The organism is Halochromatium sp. (assembly GCF_046541315.1).
GTDB lineage: Bacteria > Pseudomonadota > Gammaproteobacteria > Chromatiales > Chromatiaceae > Lamprobacter.
The window spans coordinates 1-14,935 of sequence record NZ_JBKHDN010000053.1; the positions used below are offsets into that span (position 1 = coordinate 1).

At 66.5% G+C, this 14,935-nt stretch carries 16 protein-coding genes and 2 pseudogenes; 9 read left to right on the forward strand and 9 right to left on the reverse strand.

Features of this window, described 5'->3' with window-relative positions:
- Together ACLFQI_RS05605 and ACLFQI_RS05610 are read left to right on the forward strand one after the other, a co-directional pair.
- A pseudogene (locus tag ACLFQI_RS05605) lies at positions 1-558 on the forward strand (hypothetical protein); the annotation flags it as partial.
- Between the two features lie 125 nt (positions 559-683).
- The gene (locus ACLFQI_RS05610) at positions 684-980 is read left to right on the forward strand and encodes a hypothetical protein (RefSeq protein WP_410757897.1); all 297 of its coding nucleotides are present in this window, start codon (positions 684-686) and stop codon (positions 978-980) included.
- Between the two features lie 31 nt (positions 981-1,011).
- On the opposite strand, the gene ACLFQI_RS05615 is transcribed toward ACLFQI_RS05610, so the two are convergent.
- Genes ACLFQI_RS05615 through ppc form a run of 4 tightly spaced genes read right to left on the reverse strand, consistent with a single transcriptional unit; the run spans position 1,012 to position 6,308 of the window.
- Complete coding sequence (locus ACLFQI_RS05615) at positions 1,012-2,064, reverse strand: succinylglutamate desuccinylase/aspartoacylase family protein (RefSeq protein ID WP_410757898.1); 1,053 nt, start codon at positions 2,062-2,064, stop codon at positions 1,012-1,014.
- Complete coding sequence (rimK, locus tag ACLFQI_RS05620; protein ID WP_410757899.1) at positions 2,051-2,956, reverse strand: 30S ribosomal protein S6--L-glutamate ligase; 906 nt, start codon at positions 2,954-2,956, stop codon at positions 2,051-2,053. The genes ACLFQI_RS05615 and rimK overlap by 14 nt, the downstream gene beginning before the upstream one ends.
- A gap of 35 nt (positions 2,957-2,991) precedes the next feature.
- Entirely contained in the window at positions 2,992-3,489 is a 498-nt protein-coding gene (lspA, locus tag ACLFQI_RS05625) for a signal peptidase II (protein ID WP_410757900.1), read from the reverse strand.
- Positions 3,490-3,512: 23 nt separating this feature from the next.
- Positions 3,513-6,308, reverse strand: coding sequence for a phosphoenolpyruvate carboxylase (gene ppc / locus ACLFQI_RS05630; RefSeq protein WP_410757901.1), 2,796 nt, complete (start codon positions 6,306-6,308; stop codon positions 3,513-3,515).
- A 293-nt stretch (positions 6,309-6,601) separates the two neighbouring features.
- Between ppc and ACLFQI_RS05635 the strand changes: the two genes are divergently transcribed.
- From ACLFQI_RS05635 to ACLFQI_RS05645, 3 genes are all read left to right on the forward strand, one after another.
- Entirely contained in the window at positions 6,602-6,913 is a 312-nt protein-coding gene (locus ACLFQI_RS05635) for a dienelactone hydrolase family protein (protein WP_410757902.1), read from the forward strand.
- A gap of 20 nt (positions 6,914-6,933) precedes the next feature.
- Positions 6,934-7,488: a hypothetical protein gene (locus tag ACLFQI_RS05640; protein ID WP_410757903.1), complete on the forward strand. Its 555-nt coding sequence runs from the start codon at positions 6,934-6,936 to the stop codon at positions 7,486-7,488.
- Positions 7,489-7,633: 145 nt separating this feature from the next.
- Positions 7,634-8,125 carry a PH domain-containing protein gene (locus ACLFQI_RS05645; protein ID WP_410757904.1) on the forward strand — a complete coding sequence of 164 codons (492 nt, stop codon included), beginning with the start codon at positions 7,634-7,636 and terminating at the stop codon, positions 8,123-8,125.
- Here the strand turns inward: ACLFQI_RS05645 and ACLFQI_RS05650 are convergent.
- The 5 genes from ACLFQI_RS05650 to ACLFQI_RS05670 form a co-directional block, all read right to left on the reverse strand.
- Positions 8,097-9,974, reverse strand: a complete 1,878-nt coding sequence (locus ACLFQI_RS05650) for an ABC transporter transmembrane domain-containing protein (RefSeq protein ID WP_410757905.1) — start codon at positions 9,972-9,974, stop codon at positions 8,097-8,099. The genes ACLFQI_RS05645 and ACLFQI_RS05650 overlap by 29 nt on opposite strands.
- A gap of 245 nt (positions 9,975-10,219) precedes the next feature.
- Positions 10,220-10,456: a DUF465 domain-containing protein gene (locus tag ACLFQI_RS05655; protein ID WP_410757906.1), complete on the reverse strand. Its 237-nt coding sequence runs from the start codon at positions 10,454-10,456 to the stop codon at positions 10,220-10,222.
- A gap of 341 nt (positions 10,457-10,797) precedes the next feature.
- On the reverse strand, positions 10,798-11,316 hold the full coding sequence (locus ACLFQI_RS05660; RefSeq protein ID WP_410757907.1) for an OmpH family outer membrane protein: 519 nt from the start codon (positions 11,314-11,316) through the stop codon (positions 10,798-10,800).
- Between the two features lie 247 nt (positions 11,317-11,563).
- Positions 11,564-11,956: a HEPN domain-containing protein gene (locus ACLFQI_RS05665; protein ID WP_410757908.1), complete on the reverse strand. Its 393-nt coding sequence runs from the start codon at positions 11,954-11,956 to the stop codon at positions 11,564-11,566.
- Entirely contained in the window at positions 11,953-12,294 is a 342-nt protein-coding gene (locus ACLFQI_RS05670; RefSeq protein WP_410757909.1) for a nucleotidyltransferase family protein, read from the reverse strand. Before ACLFQI_RS05670 ends, ACLFQI_RS05665 begins: the two co-directional genes overlap by 4 nt.
- 185 nt (positions 12,295-12,479) lie before the next feature.
- Between ACLFQI_RS05670 and ACLFQI_RS05675 the strand changes: the two are divergent.
- From ACLFQI_RS05675 to ACLFQI_RS05690, 4 genes and pseudogenes are all read left to right on the forward strand, one after another.
- Positions 12,480-12,623: pseudogene (locus tag ACLFQI_RS05675) on the forward strand (IS1595 family transposase); the annotation flags it as partial.
- A gap of 89 nt (positions 12,624-12,712) precedes the next feature.
- Entirely contained in the window at positions 12,713-13,240 is a 528-nt protein-coding gene (locus tag ACLFQI_RS05680; RefSeq protein ID WP_410757910.1) for a DUF2058 domain-containing protein, read from the forward strand.
- A 77-nt stretch (positions 13,241-13,317) separates the two neighbouring features.
- Positions 13,318-14,103 (forward strand): TatD family hydrolase, encoded by a 786-nt coding sequence (locus ACLFQI_RS05685; RefSeq protein ID WP_410757911.1) that lies wholly within the window; start codon positions 13,318-13,320, stop codon positions 14,101-14,103.
- Entirely contained in the window at positions 14,087-14,848 is a 762-nt protein-coding gene (locus ACLFQI_RS05690) for a ThiF family adenylyltransferase (RefSeq protein WP_410757912.1), read from the forward strand. The genes ACLFQI_RS05685 and ACLFQI_RS05690 overlap by 17 nt, the downstream gene beginning before the upstream one ends.
- Positions 14,849-14,935 lie beyond the last annotated feature (87 nt).

The following is a 14,935-nucleotide window of genomic DNA, read 5'->3' on the forward strand; positions in this document are numbered from 1 at the left end:
GGCGAGACCTGCCAGCGGTTGACGGCTGAGGCTGGCGCTGGCGATGGCAATGGCGATGGAGCCTCCGGCAGCGCCGGCGCCGGATTCGACAATCGCCCGCAACAGCCGCAGAGCTATATCGCGCTGCTCGAGCTGGCCGAACAGGTGCTGGACCCGGTGATCGATTGGTTCGGCATGCTCCAGCTCACCTATGGCTTCTGCTCGCCGGCCCTGGCGCGGCGGATTCCGGGGCGCATCGATCCCAAGCGCGATCAGCATGCGGCGCATGAGCGCAATCGGCTCGGCAATCTGGTCTGCCCGCGTCTTGGCGCGGCGGTGGACTTCATCATCGCCGACGAGGACATGCTGGAGGTGGCGCGCTGGGTGGTCGAGCACACGCCGTTCGATCGGCTCTATTTCTATGGCGCGGACAAGCCGATCCATGTCAGTCATGGTCCGGAGCAGTCACGCCAGGTGGTGACCATGCGGCCCGGTCCGAGCGGGCGACTGGTGCCGCGGACGCTCTCCGCAGAGGCGTTCCTTAAGGTCCTTCCTGGAAGCATGACCGGCAAATATTGACCCTCATCAAACGACACCGATCGCGGCCTGGATAAGCTGGGCTTGGGCCGGCGCCGTTGAGCCGGTTCCCTCGATCGACCATCTCACTAAGCGGAGATCAGAACATGCTCCTCAAGAAGCGTCTGTTGCTTGCTGTTGGTCTGGCTGGCGTCACTCTCTTCGGCGCTGGCTCCGCGAATGCGTTTTGGGGACCGTTTAATCCCTGGAATTGGGGCGATGGCTGGGGTCCCGGCTGGGGGAATGGTTGGGGTGGCCCCTGGTATGGTCCGGGCTATTATGGCTATCCCGGTTATTGGGGCGGCTATCCGGGCTACTATGGCGGCTATCCCTATGCCTACGGCGGCGTGCCTTACGGCTATGCGTATCCGGGCTATGGGTATCCAGCGCCCGCCGCGCCGGCTGCGAGCACGTCGTCTGAATAGGCGCGGCTACAGCGCGCTGCTCGTCAGCCCATCAGTCGATGGGCTCCGCGAGCGGATCATCGGGCTCGAGCAGCGTTTGAAAGCGCTCGACGGTATCGGCGACGGCACCGGTCTCGAAACGGGCGATGTGGAACAGCGCTTCGCCCTCGGTGATCAACGGCAGATTCATGCGGCCGATGACGATGCCGGCGGTGGGGGCGGTGACGGCCTCCTCGCCATTGCCGAAGGGATCGGCGACGGTGGCGAGGCGCTCGCCCTTCTCGACCCAGGCCCCGAGCGGGCGCGCGAAGCGCAGCATGCCGCTGGTGTGGGCGCGCGCCCAGACGCTGGAGCGGGCAATCACCGGCGGGTGCGGCGAGCGCGGGCGACGGGCCTGATCGCGGATCATGCCGAGCTGGCGCATGACGCCGAGGATGCCGCGCACGCCGGCACGGATCGAGAGTTCATCGAAGCGCAGCGCCTCGCCGGCCTCGTAGAGCAGGACCGGGACATCGAGCGCGGCGGCGGCGGCGCGCAGGGAGCCGTCGCGCAGGTCGGCATCGAGGATCACCGGCGCATCGAACGCGCGCGCCAGGTCGGGGATGCCGATGGTCTCGACGCGGGCGCGGATCTGCGGCAGGTTCTCGCGATGGGCGGCGCCGGTGTGCAGGTCGATGCCGAGATCGCTGTCGGCGACGATCTCGCTCATCAAGGTCGCCGCCAGCCGACCGGCCAGCGAGCCGCCCTCGGAGCCGGGGAAGCTGCGGTTGAGATCGCGCCGGTCGGGCAGGTAGCGCGAGTGGCGCACGAAGCCATAGACATTGACCACCGGCACCGCCAGCAGCGTGCCGCGCAGGTTGCGCAAGGCGGTGCTGGCCAGCAGGCGGCGGATGATGGCGATGCCGTTGATCTCGTCGCCGTGGACCGCGGCGGTGACGAACAGGCGCGGGCCGGGCCGGCGGCCGTGTAGCACATGCACCGGCAGCACCACCGGGTTTTGGGTGAACAGGCTCGGCAGCGGCAGGTCCAGTCGCCGGCGCTCGCCAGCGCGCACCAGGTGTCCGTCGACGCGCAGCCCGGAGGCTGCGGGGCTAGCCCTTGCCACGGGTGCGGGTCTTACCGGCGACGGCGTCTTTCTCGATGAAGGCGATCATCTGACCGGCGAGGTCCCTGTTGGTCGCGGTCTCGATGCCTTCGAGTCCGGGCGAGGAGTTGACCTCCATCACCACCGGGCCGTGGTTGGAGCGCAGGATGTCGACGCCGGCGACGTTCAGACCCATGATCTTGGCCGCGCGCACCGCCGTCGAGCGCTCCTCGGGGGTGATGCGAATCAGCTCGGCGCTGCCGCCGCGATGCAGGTTGGAGCGGAACTCGCCGGGCTTGGCCTGGCGGCGCATCGAGGCGACCACCTTCTCGCCGATGATGAAGCAGCGGATATCGGCGCCCTTGGCCTCCTTGATGTATTCCTGCACCAGGATGTTGGCCTTGAGACCGAGGAAGGCCTCGATCACGCTCTCGGCCGCCTGACGCGTTTCGGCCAGCACCACGCCGATGCCCTGGGTGCCCTCCAGCAGCTTGATCACCAGCGGGGCGCCGCCGACCATCTTGATGAGATCCTCGATATCGTCCGGGGTGTGGGCGAAGCCGGTGATCGGCAGGCCGATGCCGCGGCGCGAAAGCAATTGCAGCGAGCGCAATTTGTCGCGCGCGCGGGTGATCGCGACCGATTCGTTCAGCGGGTAGACGTTCATCATCTCGAACTGGCGCAACACGGCGGTGCCGTAGAAGGTCACCGAGGCGCCGATGCGTGGAATCACCGCGTCGAAGCCGGTGAGGGTCTCGCCCTTGTAGTGGATCGAGGGCGCGTGCGAGGTGATGTTCATATAGCAGCGCAACACGTCGATGACGCGGACCTCATGGTCGCGCTCGCGCGCTGCCTCGGCGAGCCGGCGCGTCGAGTACAGCTTCGGATTGCGCGACAGGATGGCGATCTTCATCTCATCTCCGTGGTGAATGGTTGGGCGAATGCGTCTCAGCCATCCATGGGTTGTCGCGGGCGCTCGCCGCGAACGGTTTCCATCAACAGGAGCACCACGCCGAGACTGATCGCGCTATCGGCGATGTTGAACGCCGGCCAAGGGTTGAACAGCCGCAGCGGAATCGCCGGCAGATAGACCTGGATGAAATCGACCACGTGACCGAAGGCGACGCGATCGATCAGGTTGCCGACCGCGCCGCCGATGATCAGACCGAGACCGATGGCGAGCAAGCGTTCGTTCGCCTGCAGACGTAACAGCCAGATCACCAGCGCCAGCGTGACCAGTAGCGCGAACCCGGCGAATAGCCAGCGCTGCCAACCGCCGGCATCGGCCAGGAGGCTGAACGCAGCGCCCTTGTTGAACATGAGAGTGAGATGGAGATAGGGCAGGATCTCAAGCGCCTGATAGGGCCTGAGGATGCTCAAAACCAGCCATTTGCTTGCCTGATCCAGGAGGATCACGACAGCAGGCAGCCATAACCAGTGTTTCATCGGAAGGATACCAAGCTCAGCCGTCAACCGGTATTGCGCATCCCCGCCGCGATCGCGTTGATCGAGCGCAGCAGCGGGTCGAGCCATTCCTTGCGCGCCTTCTCGTTCGGCTCGTTGCGATAGCGCTCCAGCAGGGTGATCTGGATATGGTTCAATGGGTCCAGATAGCTGTTGCGGCGCGCCAGCGAGAGCTGCAATTCGGGCGTCTCCTCCATCAACGCGTGCAGCCCGGCGACGTTGAGCACCTGGGTCAGGGTGCGTTGATACTCATCGGCGATCTCCCGATAGATGCGCTCGGCGCGCGCCTGGTCGCTGACCAGTTGCGAATACTCGTGCGCGATGCCCATCTCGGCCTTGAACAGCGACATCTGGGTGTTGCTCAGGATGGCGCGGAAGAACGGCCACTCCTGATACATGCGCTGCAACTTGGCCAGGCGCTCCAGGTCGGTGCCGCGCCATTGCTCGATCGCGCTGCCGATGCCGAGCCAGGCCGGCAGCGTGTGGCGCGCCTGCGCCCAGCCGAACACCCACGGAATCGCCCGGATCGAACCCAGCGAGCGATCGGCTTTCTTGCGATGCGAGGGCCGCGAGCCGATGTTGAGCAAGGCGATGGCGTCGACCGGGGTCGCCTCGTAGAAATAGTCCAACAGCCCCGGCGTGTCGCGGACCAGGGTGCGGTAATGCTGTTCGCCGAGCCGCGCCAGCTCCTCCATGATGCCGAGGAAGTCCTTGCGCGGCTTGGTCGGCGGGTCGATCACGCAGCGGCTCGCCTTCATCAGGCCGCTGATGCCCATGGTCAGCTCGTAGAGCGCGGTCTCGGGGTTGGCGTAGCGATACGAGAGCACCTCGCCCTGCTCGGTGAACTTGATCTGGCCGTGGACGGTGTCCTCCGGCTGCGACAGGATCGCCTCGTGGGTCGGTCCGCCGCCGCGGCCGATGGTGCCGCCACGGCCATGGAACAAGCGGCACTTGATGCCCCGCGCCTGGGCGAGCGCGATGATCGTCTCCTGCGCCTCGTACAGGTTCCAGGCCGAGGCCAGGATGCCACCGTCCTTGCAAGAATCCGAGTAGCCGAGCATCACCTCCTGCAGATTGCCCGAGGCCGCGAGCAGGGCGGCATAGGTCGCGTTGTCGAACAGCGCCGACATCACCGTCTCGATCTGCGCCAGATCCTCGATGGTCTCGAACAGCGGCGAGATGCGCAGATGGCAGAACCAGCCCTGCGGCGTGTGGCCGGCCAGGCCGGCCAGACGCGCGAGCAGCATCGCCTCCATCACATGGCTGGCGCAGTGGGTCATGGAGATCACATAGGCGCCGAACACCTGTTCGCTGATCTCGGCGCGCATGCGCGCCATCGACTCGAACACCTCTAGGGTCTCGCGCGTCTCCGGGGTCAGGGTGCCCTTGTCGACATGGAAGGGATGCGGGTGGCCGATGGCCTCGGCGAGCGCGACCAGCTTCTGCTCCTCGCTGAAGGCCTCGTACAGGGGCGCGCCGGCTTGGCGCGCGAACAACTCGATCACCGCCTCGGTGTGGCGGGTCGATTCCTGGCGCACATCCAGGTGCACCAGATGGAAACCGAAGCTCTCGACCAGGCGGATCAGATCCTTGAGCTCGCCATCGGCGGCGTTGGCATCGCCATGGCTGATCAGCGAGTCGCGGATTAGATAGAGATCCTCGAGCAGCTCGTCCGCGTGGGCGTAGCCTTCCGGCAGGTTCTCCGGGCTTTGATCGTCGTCGATGCGCGCGCGCACCCGCGCCAGCGTGGTCTCGAGCCGATGCTGGACGATGAACAGCTTGCGTCGATAGGGCTCGTGGAAATAGCGCCGATGGGTCTGGCGCATAGTATGCAGCCAATAATCCTCGTCATCGTCGAGGGCATCGAGGAAGGGCGTCGACGGCTGCACCAGCAGGCTCGAATGGCTGAGGATGCGCGTCAAGCGCCGCACCCGCGCGCTGTATTCTTCCAGCACCAGCTCGCAGTGCATGCGCACCGCCAGTTCGGTGGTCTCCGGCTTCACGAACGGATTGCCGTCGCGATCGCCACCGATCCAGGAGCCGAAGCCGACGAAGCTCGGCACCGTCACGCCGCTCTCGATGCCGTACAGGCGCCGCACCGCGCGCTCCAGGTTGCGATAGACCTGCGGCAGGGTCTCGAACAAGGACTCGCGGAAGAAGTACAGGCCCTGGCGCACCTCGTCGGTCACCTGCGGCTTGTGTACCCGCACCTCGTCGGTCTTCCAGAGCACCTGGATCTCGCTCAGGATTTGCCCCAGGCGATCCTGCTGCTCCTCCTCGTTGAGCTTGTGGCGGTGCAGATCCAGGGTCAGCAGGAAGATGCGCCGATGGGTCTCCAACGTGGTGCGGCGCTTGGCCTCGGTCGGATGCGCGGTGAACACCGGCAGATAGGCGAGTTCGTTCAACAGCCGCTGCAGGCTCGCCGCATCGATGCCATCGGCATGGAACTGGCGCAGGGTGTGGTCGAACGAGCCGCGCCACAGCCGCCCACCAGCGCTGACCAGCGAGCGCCGATGCAAAAAGGCATGCACATCCTCGACCAGATGCGCCAAGCTGAAATAGATGGTGTAGGCGCGGATCACCTCCGCGAGCGTCTGCGGGTCGAGGCTGTTGATGCGCTTCATCAGCTTCGCGCGCAGCTCCGGGTCGTCGGCCTCGCGCAGCGTCAGGAAGCCTTCGCGCAGGCGTTCCACCACCACCAACACGCGCTTGCGGCTGTGCTCGCGCAGCACCTCGCCGAGCAGGGTGGCAAACAGCGCGATATCACGCTCGGAGCCGGACAGGGTCTGGGTATCGTTCATCGGGGTACAGCGTTCGAGCTGGCAGGAAGCAGAGGCGGGTCTTGGCGCTGGGGTCAGGCCGATCAGGGGCGTATGCGCACCGCTCGCGCCCACTTTTCAAAGGAGTCTACCCCGGCATCAAGGCAATGAAAACCGGCGACCGCCGCCAGCGACTGCGAGGGCCGCCCACGGCGGCGGTGCGATCAAGGCTTGTCGCGGGGCCCGCATTGCGTCTATGGTCGCTGCACGCGACGCCTGCCCCGCATGAGGTTCGCCATCGCGATCACCCATCATCCATCCATGGAGCGTTTTCGATGCGCCCTCGCAATCCGCTTACCGCCCTGTTCACGGCTGGCCTCGCCGCCGACATGTACGGCAACGATCAGGTCACCGATCGGCCGGCGCAAGCGCGCGAATGGATGCAGGAGGTCACGGTCGATCCCGAGCTTTGGCGCCAGCGCGCCGGCGCCAACGGGGAGATGGACATCTACGGCGGCGCGCGGCACGGCTTCACCAACCCCGATGTCGGCGACTACGGCATCGACAACCTGCGATACGACGCCCAGGCCGACGCCCGCTCCTGGCAACGCATGCAAGACTTCTTCCGCGAACTGTTCGCCGAGTGAGCGCTGCGAAACGCTCGGCGATGCGCGAACCAGCGTGCGCCCCCTCCGGCGATCGGTTGCGCTTGCGCTATCAGCCGTTCTATTGCGAGGAAAATATCTGGTGGCTCTGTGCCGAGCCACCGACCGACGTGCGCATGGCGCAGGTGATCTTCGTCGCCAGCCAGGGCGGAGCCTGCCCGATCGCCGAGCAACGCGCGGGCGGCGCCGCTGGTCTGGTCTGGTGGGATTATCATTGCATCGCGCTCGACGAGCAGCGGCGCATCTGGGATCTGGACTCGCGCTTGCCGCTGCCCGTCGCGGCGGGCACCTGGCTCGAGCGCAGTTTCCCGCATGAGGTCAGGTTGCCAGCATGGCTGCAGCCATGCTTTCGGGTCGTCGCCGCCGCCCATTATCTCGCCGATTTCGCCAGTGATCGCCGGCACATGCGCAGCGCCGATGGCGGCTGGCTGCAGGCGCCGCCGCCTTGGCCCTGCATCGGCGCCGGCAACACCCTTTCCGGCTATCGGCAGCCGGGCGACCCGGCAGGTCCCGGTCAGCGGCTTGATCTCGATGCGTTCAAGGCCTTCGTCGGCTGATCGCGGAGCCGATCTCCAGCGGTGCATTCTCGGCTCGCGAGAATACTGATACGATGATTCGCCACGCGATGCCACCCGGGCGGCAGGCCTTCGCCGCGCGCGGTCGGGTGGCGTTCCTCCCACCTCCCGCCCAAGGAGTTATGCGATGCCCGAAGTGCTGTACAAGGCCAATCCTTCCGTCTGGCGCTCGCACCCGTTCGGTGCCCTGATCGCGTGGCTGATGGTCTTGGGCGGGGCGGCGATCGTGCTCACCGGCACGCTCCCGCTCCCGCCCGAGGCCCAGCAATCGTTGCAACTCCCGGACGGGTTCGAGCCGCGCTGGCTAGGCTACGGGCTGATCGCCGTCGGCCTGTTCCAACTGCTGCGTTGGTGGCTGGCGACCTTGATGGATCATCTCGAGATCAACGAGGACGAGCTGATTTGGACGCATGGGCTGCTGAGCAAGCAGTACATCGAGATCAACATGACCTCGGTGCGCACGGTGCGGGTCGAGCAGTCGCTGTTCCAACGCCTGCTCGGGGCCGGCGACCTCAAGGTCTATACCGCTGGCGACGATCCGGAAGTGAGGATTCGCGGGCTGCCGCGGCCCCAGGAGATCCGTCAGCACATCAAGCGCCAGAGCGCGGGCGAGGATTGAGTCTGGTCTCATCGGGCGCGCGCCTCGCCGGCTCCTGCCGACGGGGCGCGTCCGCGGCTGGAATCGGCCGATCCTGGAACTGCAGGGCCGCGAGGCGGGCATAGAGGCCATCCTCGGCGAGCAGCGTCTCATGGCGACCGCTGGCGACGATGCGCCCCTGATCCAGAACCAGGATACGGTCGGCATTGCGCACCGTGGCCAAGCGATGGGCGATGACGATGCTGGTGCGCCCGCGCATCAGATGGTCGAGGGCGTCTTGCACCAGGCGCTCGCTTTCGGCATCGAGCGCGCTGGTGGCCTCATCCAACAACAACACCGCCGGGTCGCGCAGGATGGCGCGGGCGATGGCGATGCGCTGGCGCTCGCCGCCGGAGAGGCGCACGCCGCGCTCGCCGAGGAAGGTGCGATAGCCGTCCGGTAGCCGCTCGATGAATTCATGCGCATGTGCCGCCTGGGCCGCCGCCGTGACCGCCGCCTCCTCCACCTCGAGGCCGTAACGGATGTTCTCTAGCGCGTCGGCGCCGAAGATGACCGGGTCCTGCGGCACGATGACGATCTGGCGCCGGAAGGCCGCAGGCTCGAGGTCGCGCAGATCGATGCCATCGAGACGCAGCGCGCCTTGCTCCGGGTCGTAGAACCGCAACAGCAGGTGGAACAGGGTCGACTTGCCGGCGCCGGAGGGGCCGACCAGGGCGATTTGCTCGCCCGGCGCGATCGCCAGATCGAGGCCGGCAATGGCGGGACGCTCGGGGCGGGATGGATAGGTAAAGGTCACCGCCTGGGCCTCGACCTGGCCTTGCACCGGCGTCGGCAGGCGGCGCGGCGACGCCGGCGCGGTGATCGAGGGCTCGGTCTCGAGCAGCTCCATCAAACGCTCGGCGGCGCCGGCGCCGCGCAGGAGCTGGCCGGCGATGTCCGACAGCGAGCCGACATTGCCCGCGACCAGGATCGCGTAGAACAGGAACGCCGAGAGCTGGCCGCCACTGAGTCGCCCGGCCAGCACCTCGCGCCCGCCGAACCAGAGCACGAGTCCGATGGCGCCGAAGGTCAGCAGGGTCACCACCGTGCTCAAAAGCGCGCTGTTCACGGAGCGCCGCATGGCCGTGCCGAAGGCCGCTTCGACGCGCTCGGCATAGCGCGCCCGGTCCACCGGCTCATGGCAGAAGGCCTGGACCGTGCGGATGCCATGCAGGGTCTCGTCGACATAGGCGCCGACATCGCCGATGCGGTCCTGACTGAGCCGGGAGAAGCGGCGCACCCGATGGCCGAGCAACCAGGCCGGCACCAGCACCACCGGCACCCCGAGCACGACCAACAGCGTCAACTCCGGGCTGGTGATGGCCAGCATCGCCAGGCTGCCGATCGCCAGCAGCAGGCTGCGCAGCCCCATGGCGAGGGTGGAGCCGACCACGATCTGCAACAGCGCGGTGTCGCTGGTCAGGCGCGAGATGACCTCGCCGGTGCGGGTGGTCTCGAAGAAACCGACGTCCAGCGCCAGCGCGCGGTCGAAGACGGCGCGGCGCACATCGGCCACCACGCGCTCGCCAAGCCAGTTCAGCAGCCAGCTGCGCAGCCCGACGGCGAGACTCAGGAGCACCACGACCAGCAAAAAGAACAGCAGCGCCTGATCCAGCGCCGCCGAGGAGCCACTGGCGATGCCGGTGTCGACGACGTTGCGAATGACTTGACCAAAGGCCAGCAGCGTGCCGGCGGCGAGCAGCAGCGCCGTCAGGGCGAGCAGGAGTCGTCCGAGATAGGGCTTGGTAAAACCCAGCAGGCGGAGCAACGGCCGTAACCGTCGGCTGCGTGGCCGATCCAGCGGATCGGCGGAGGCTGAGGAGGATCGCATGGATGACTCGCCCCTGTCATCGGGGGTGCTCGGGGAGATGGGCTGCCGCCGCCCTCCCGAGTGTGGTCAATCGGAAGGGCGGGTCCGCCACGGGCTGGGGATGAGGTTGGGCCGCTTGTGACGTGCCCGGTGGATTGGCTGCGCGCGGCCCCGCCCTCTCGAGCAAGAGCGGCTCGATGTCGCTCGCTCAGGGGCTAGCGGCCTGTGAGCGACAGGCGGCTGCACCCATGGCTTGCGCTGCGGGGTCAGGTGCGAAGCAGATCGTAGAGTCTGTCCTTGAGCAGCAGGCGCTGCTTTTTGAGATCCTCGATGGTTTCGTCGGCCACCGGGGTGCCGAGTTCCTCGAGGTGGCGAACCTTCGCGTCCAGCTCATCGTAGTCGTCCATGAGTTCGGCAAAGGCGGCGTTGCTCGCGCGCATCTCGTCAATCTTGTCTTCGAGTTCGGGGAACTCGTGGAGCACGTCGTGCATTTCTCCAAGCATCGGCTTGCGATCCTCCGGAACGGCGGCGCCTCGATGGCGGCGCCGATGTCGTAGTGAACGGTGTTGTCAGTCGGGCCAGGGCGCAACGGGACGCGATGCGCTTGGGTGCCCTCATCAGGATTGTAAACCAGCGGTCATCGATTGCCCTTGGTCGGGACGAAAAAAGCTGATCTGAGTTAGCAAAATGGCGGAATCTTGACCGCTATCGCCATTCGCCCTGACGCCCGGACACGAACATCCGGTGGAATCTGGGCTTCTGGGTTGTCCGGCAATCGGGTCGAGCGGCCATCACGGCTCGGATCGCCGGTCGAGCCGCCCATCGAGCCGGGGCGGGTCCGATGCTAGTTTGCGTCGGCATTCATCGACTTGATCACCGCGTCGGTGATGTCGCCCGCGTCGTCGAGATAGACTACGCCGGACTGATTGGCCTCGAAGACCGCATCGAGCTTGCGCTGCTTGGCGATACTGATCACGGCATCGCGCGCCGGCTGGAGGATCTTTTGGCCTTCCTGCTGCTGCGCGCGGGCTAACTGTTGCTGGATCTCGGCAAAGGCCTCCTCGAATTGCTCGATCCGGCCTTGGATCTCCTGCTCGGTCTTCTCGACCTGGGCCGCGCTCATGAGCGGGCGATCGCGCTCGAGGGTTTGTTGCAGTTGGCGAATCTCGGCCTCCTCGCGCGCAAAGGCCTGCTGCTCGTCGCCGAAGCGTTCCTGCAGGTTGGCCTGCGCGGCCTTGCCGAGATCGCTCTCCTCCAGGACGCGCTGCATGTCGACATAACCGATCTCGCTCGCGAGCGTGGGCGAGGCGGCCGCCAAGGCGGTCATGATCAAAAGGGCTCGAAGGGTGAAAGGGCGGTTCATGGCTTCTCCTGGGCAACGAGTAGGCTTCCCGTGATTCCGGAAGCCTTGGGCGCAGCGCGCGATTGTATACCCTCGCCCGGCTGTTGTTGAGGACAACCGCCCCGGGTCGCGCAGGCGGGCGCCGACATGAGCCGAGGCGATGGCGCGCCCGCCGCGTTGGTGCTGCCGAGCCCGGCCACCAGCGGAGCCGCGTGGTCGCAAGGGTGTCAGTCATCTATGGCTCACGATCATGGGCGGCCGCGTTTCGTCAAGACGCGGGAGGCGCCGCAGCCATAAGCGCTTCAGCAACGGCGATGAATCGCTCCGCCTCAGCAATCGCGCGCTTTGCATCGTCCAAGGGAATCGGCTCCAGGGTGTAGTCCGCAACCAGCCTGAGTTGTTGTAGCCGAGAGAGGATGGCGCCTATCTCGACGTCGACCTGCTTCTCCTTGACGTAGTGCCGAGAAAATTCTGCGATAAGCCCATTGTGGGTTTTGGGGCGAGGAGCCCCGGCGAGATCCAGCAGACCCCAGGCCGCGTAGTAGACGGCATAGTAAGCACGATCCGATGCGGTCTCTCGATCCGATTGATCCAGGGCGCGTCGGCTCGCCTCAAGCGCTCGGCGCGCCTTGTCGAAAAGGGCCAGGCAACGCTCGCTCAAAGTACGATGCCCTCGGCTTGGACCGAATCCAAGAGATCCATCGCCCGATCTCGTTCGGGTTGCTCAGGCGTGCCGCCAAAGGCCCAGGGCTGAATCAGGATATCCGTGTCGAGAAACACCGCGTAGGCATCCGCGGCCATATCCATTTGCGCTGCAATGGCATCGGTCACAGGTTGCAGAAAAACAGCGACATCGGCATCGCTATCGTCACGATGCTCGCCTCGAGCACGAGAGCCAAAAAGGACCATGCCTCTCAGCTGCGTACCAAAGCGTTCCTGCAAACGCGCGCGAAATGCCCTGAGCGCCGTTTCGGTGCGGCAATCTAGCAGTGCAGACACTGATGGCATCGGAAGGCTCCAATGATCTAGACTTCAGGTCAGGCAACAGGGGCCATCAACCGGAACCGGTACGCCTGACGCCCTGGTTGCTGGCGATGTTCCTGCTCACCCAGCAGAAGAACGGCATCGCAGCCCTTGAGCTGACATGTCATCGGGGCGACTCCTCTCCCGCCGCCTGTAGTAAACACCTGCCGTGCGCTCTTGGCGAGTTGCGCTATCGCTTCAATCGCCGGTTCGATCTGGCAGCGATGCTGCCGCGCCTGGGCTGGGCCGCAGTGCGCACGCCGCCGATGTCGAAGCGGCTCCTGCTGTTGGCTGAGCCTGGTTGATCATTGGAACAGGTCACCCACGCTCTGCCGGGGTGACGGTCGCTCAGAGCAGGTACAATCCGCCACCACAGCGCAAGAGGGTGGAACGCATGGCAGGCTCCTTACAAGATCAGCTGGTGAAGGCCGGGCTGGCGAGCGAACAGCAGCTCAAGCACACCAAGTCCAAGAAACGCAAGCAAAAACGCTCCGGGGCGGCGACGCCGGACGCGGCCCAGCGCGAGCAGGCGCAACAGGCCGCCGCCGAGAAGCGGGCTCGGGATCGGGCACTGAACCGGCAGCGCGACGAGGAGGCCAAGCGCAAGGCCGAGCAGATCGCGCTCTGGCAACTGGTGCGCGACAACCGGGTTCCGCGCGCCGACGGTGATCGGGCCTACAATTTCACCGATGGCAAGGCGCTCAAGCGGCTCTACGTCAGCGCCGCGCAGCATCGGGATCTGGTTGACGGGCGCTTGGCCATCGTGCGCCATGATGATTTCTATGAACTGGTGCCGGCGACCGTGGCCGAGCGGCTGGCGGCGGCCGAGCCGGCGCTGGTGCTGGTGCATAACCGCGCCGAGGCCGAGGACGGCGAGGACGAGTATGCCGACTACAAGGTGCCGGACGATTTGATGTGGTGAGCCCTAGGTCGTCCGTCATCCTTGGCGCGCAAGCCCGCTGGCGAAACCCGCCAAGAAACCCCTGGCCGGACTGAGCGATGCGCCTGATCGACACCCATTGCCATCTCGATGTCGCCGACTTCGATGCCGATCGCGCCGAGGTGCTGACCGCCGCGCGCGCCGCCGGGGTCGCGGCGATGGTCGTGCCTGGCATCGATGCCGCAGGCTGGGGGAAGTTGCTCGGCCTGTGTGCCGGCGATGACGGGCTCTATCCCGCGCTCGGGCTGCATCCTCTCTCTCTCGATCGCCATCGCGACGACCATTTGGCCGCGCTCGAGCAGGTGATCGCGACCGAAAACCCGGTCGCGGTCGGCGAGATCGGGCTCGATTTCCATGCCAAGGATGCCGATCGCGAGCGCCAGCTCGACCTTTGCCGCGCGCAGCTTGCCCTGGCCCGCGACGCCGGATTGCCGGTGCTCTTGCATGTGCGCAAGGCGCATGAGGAGATGTTGCGCCTGCTGGCCGAGACGCCGGTGATCGGCGGCAGCGCCCATGCCTTCAACGGCAGCCTGCAGCAGGCGCGCCGCTACATCGAGCTGGGCTTTTGTCTCGGCTTCGGCGGCATGCTGACCTTCGAGCGTTCGCGCCGGCTGCGGCGCCTGGCCGCCGAGCTGCCGCCCACGGCCATCGTGCTGGAGACCGACGCGCCGGATCTGACCGTTGCCTCGCATCGGTATCAGCGCAATAGCCCCGCCTATCTTCCGGAGGTGTTGGCGGCGCTGGCCGAGGTGCGTGAGGAGTCGCCGGCCGCGCTTGCCGCCCAGACCACGGCGAACGCCTGTCGATTGCTGCGCCTCGATGTCGATGATGTCGGCGGCGAGTGACGACCTCTCGGCGCGGACCCGCATCCTGATCGGCGACCAGGGGGTCGCGCGCCTGCGCGCCGCGCGCGTCTTCGTGGCCGGGCTCGGCGGCGTCGGCGCCTTCGCTGCCGAGGCGCTGGCGCGCGCCGGCGTTGGCGAGCTGATCCTGGCCGATGGCGATTGCGTGGCCGCGTCCAACCTCAATCGTCAGCTCTGCGCCCTGCACAGCACCCTCGGGCAGCCCAAGGTCGCGGTCATGCGCGAGCGTCTCCTGGATATCAATCCAACCTGCCGAGTGACCGATATCCAGGCGTTCTTGACCACCGACGAACTCCCGATGCGGATCGGGGCGGGGGGCTTCGATCAGATCGTCGACGCGATCGACAGTCTGAGCAGCAAGCTGGCCTTGCTCGGCGCGGCCCTGGATGCGGGGGTTCCGATCGTCAGCAGCATGGGCGCCGGCGGCCGCCTCGACCCCGCGCGGCTGTGCGTGGGCGATCTGATGGACAGCGGCTGCTGCCCGCTAGCGCGCAAGGTGCGCCAGCATTTGCGCCGCAGGGGCTATGGGCGGGGGATTATCGCAGTCTGGTCGGACGAGCCACCGCGTCCGCCACTGCCGCCGGCGCCCGGTGATCGCGGTCGAGCGCGCGCCGTGAACGGCACCATCAGCTATCTGCCCGGTTTGTTCGGGCTCAGCCTCGCTGGCATCGTCATTCGGCGGCTCGCCGAGCCGCCGGTGACAGGTCTCGCGGATGCGTTGAGGTAAGCGCGCTCGGCGCCTACTCGGGCTCGTCTGCGTCCTGCTCCTGCTCCTGTTCTGGCGCCTGCAGCTCAATGGGCTCAATCGTCTCCA

Excerpts from the sequence above, each read along its gene's own strand:
- ACLFQI_RS05635 (WP_410757902.1), top strand. The coding sequence starts at position 6,602 with ATGCGCCCTCGCAATCCGCTTACCGCCCTGTTCACGGCTGGCCTCGCC.
- lspA (WP_410757900.1), bottom strand. The coding sequence starts at position 3,489 with ATGAAACACTGGTTATGGCTGCCTGCTGTCGTGATCCTCCTGGATCAG.
- ACLFQI_RS05690 (WP_410757912.1), top strand. The coding sequence starts at position 14,087 with ATGTCGGCGGCGAGTGACGACCTCTCGGCGCGGACCCGCATCCTGATC.
- ACLFQI_RS05660 (WP_410757907.1), bottom strand. The coding sequence starts at position 11,316 with ATGAACCGCCCTTTCACCCTTCGAGCCCTTTTGATCATGACCGCCTTG.
- ppc (WP_410757901.1), bottom strand. The coding sequence starts at position 6,308 with ATGAACGATACCCAGACCCTGTCCGGCTCCGAGCGTGATATCGCGCTG.
- ACLFQI_RS05650 (WP_410757905.1), bottom strand. The coding sequence starts at position 9,974 with ATGCGATCCTCCTCAGCCTCCGCCGATCCGCTGGATCGGCCACGCAGC.
- rimK (WP_410757899.1), bottom strand. The coding sequence starts at position 2,956 with ATGAAGATCGCCATCCTGTCGCGCAATCCGAAGCTGTACTCGACGCGC.
- ACLFQI_RS05640 (WP_410757903.1), top strand. The coding sequence starts at position 6,934 with ATGCGCGAACCAGCGTGCGCCCCCTCCGGCGATCGGTTGCGCTTGCGC.
- ACLFQI_RS05645 (WP_410757904.1), top strand. The coding sequence starts at position 7,634 with ATGCCCGAAGTGCTGTACAAGGCCAATCCTTCCGTCTGGCGCTCGCAC.
- ACLFQI_RS05685 (WP_410757911.1), top strand. The coding sequence starts at position 13,318 with ATGCGCCTGATCGACACCCATTGCCATCTCGATGTCGCCGACTTCGAT.
- ACLFQI_RS05655 (WP_410757906.1), bottom strand. The coding sequence starts at position 10,456 with ATGCTTGGAGAAATGCACGACGTGCTCCACGAGTTCCCCGAACTCGAA.
- ACLFQI_RS05680 (WP_410757910.1), top strand. The coding sequence starts at position 12,713 with ATGGCAGGCTCCTTACAAGATCAGCTGGTGAAGGCCGGGCTGGCGAGC.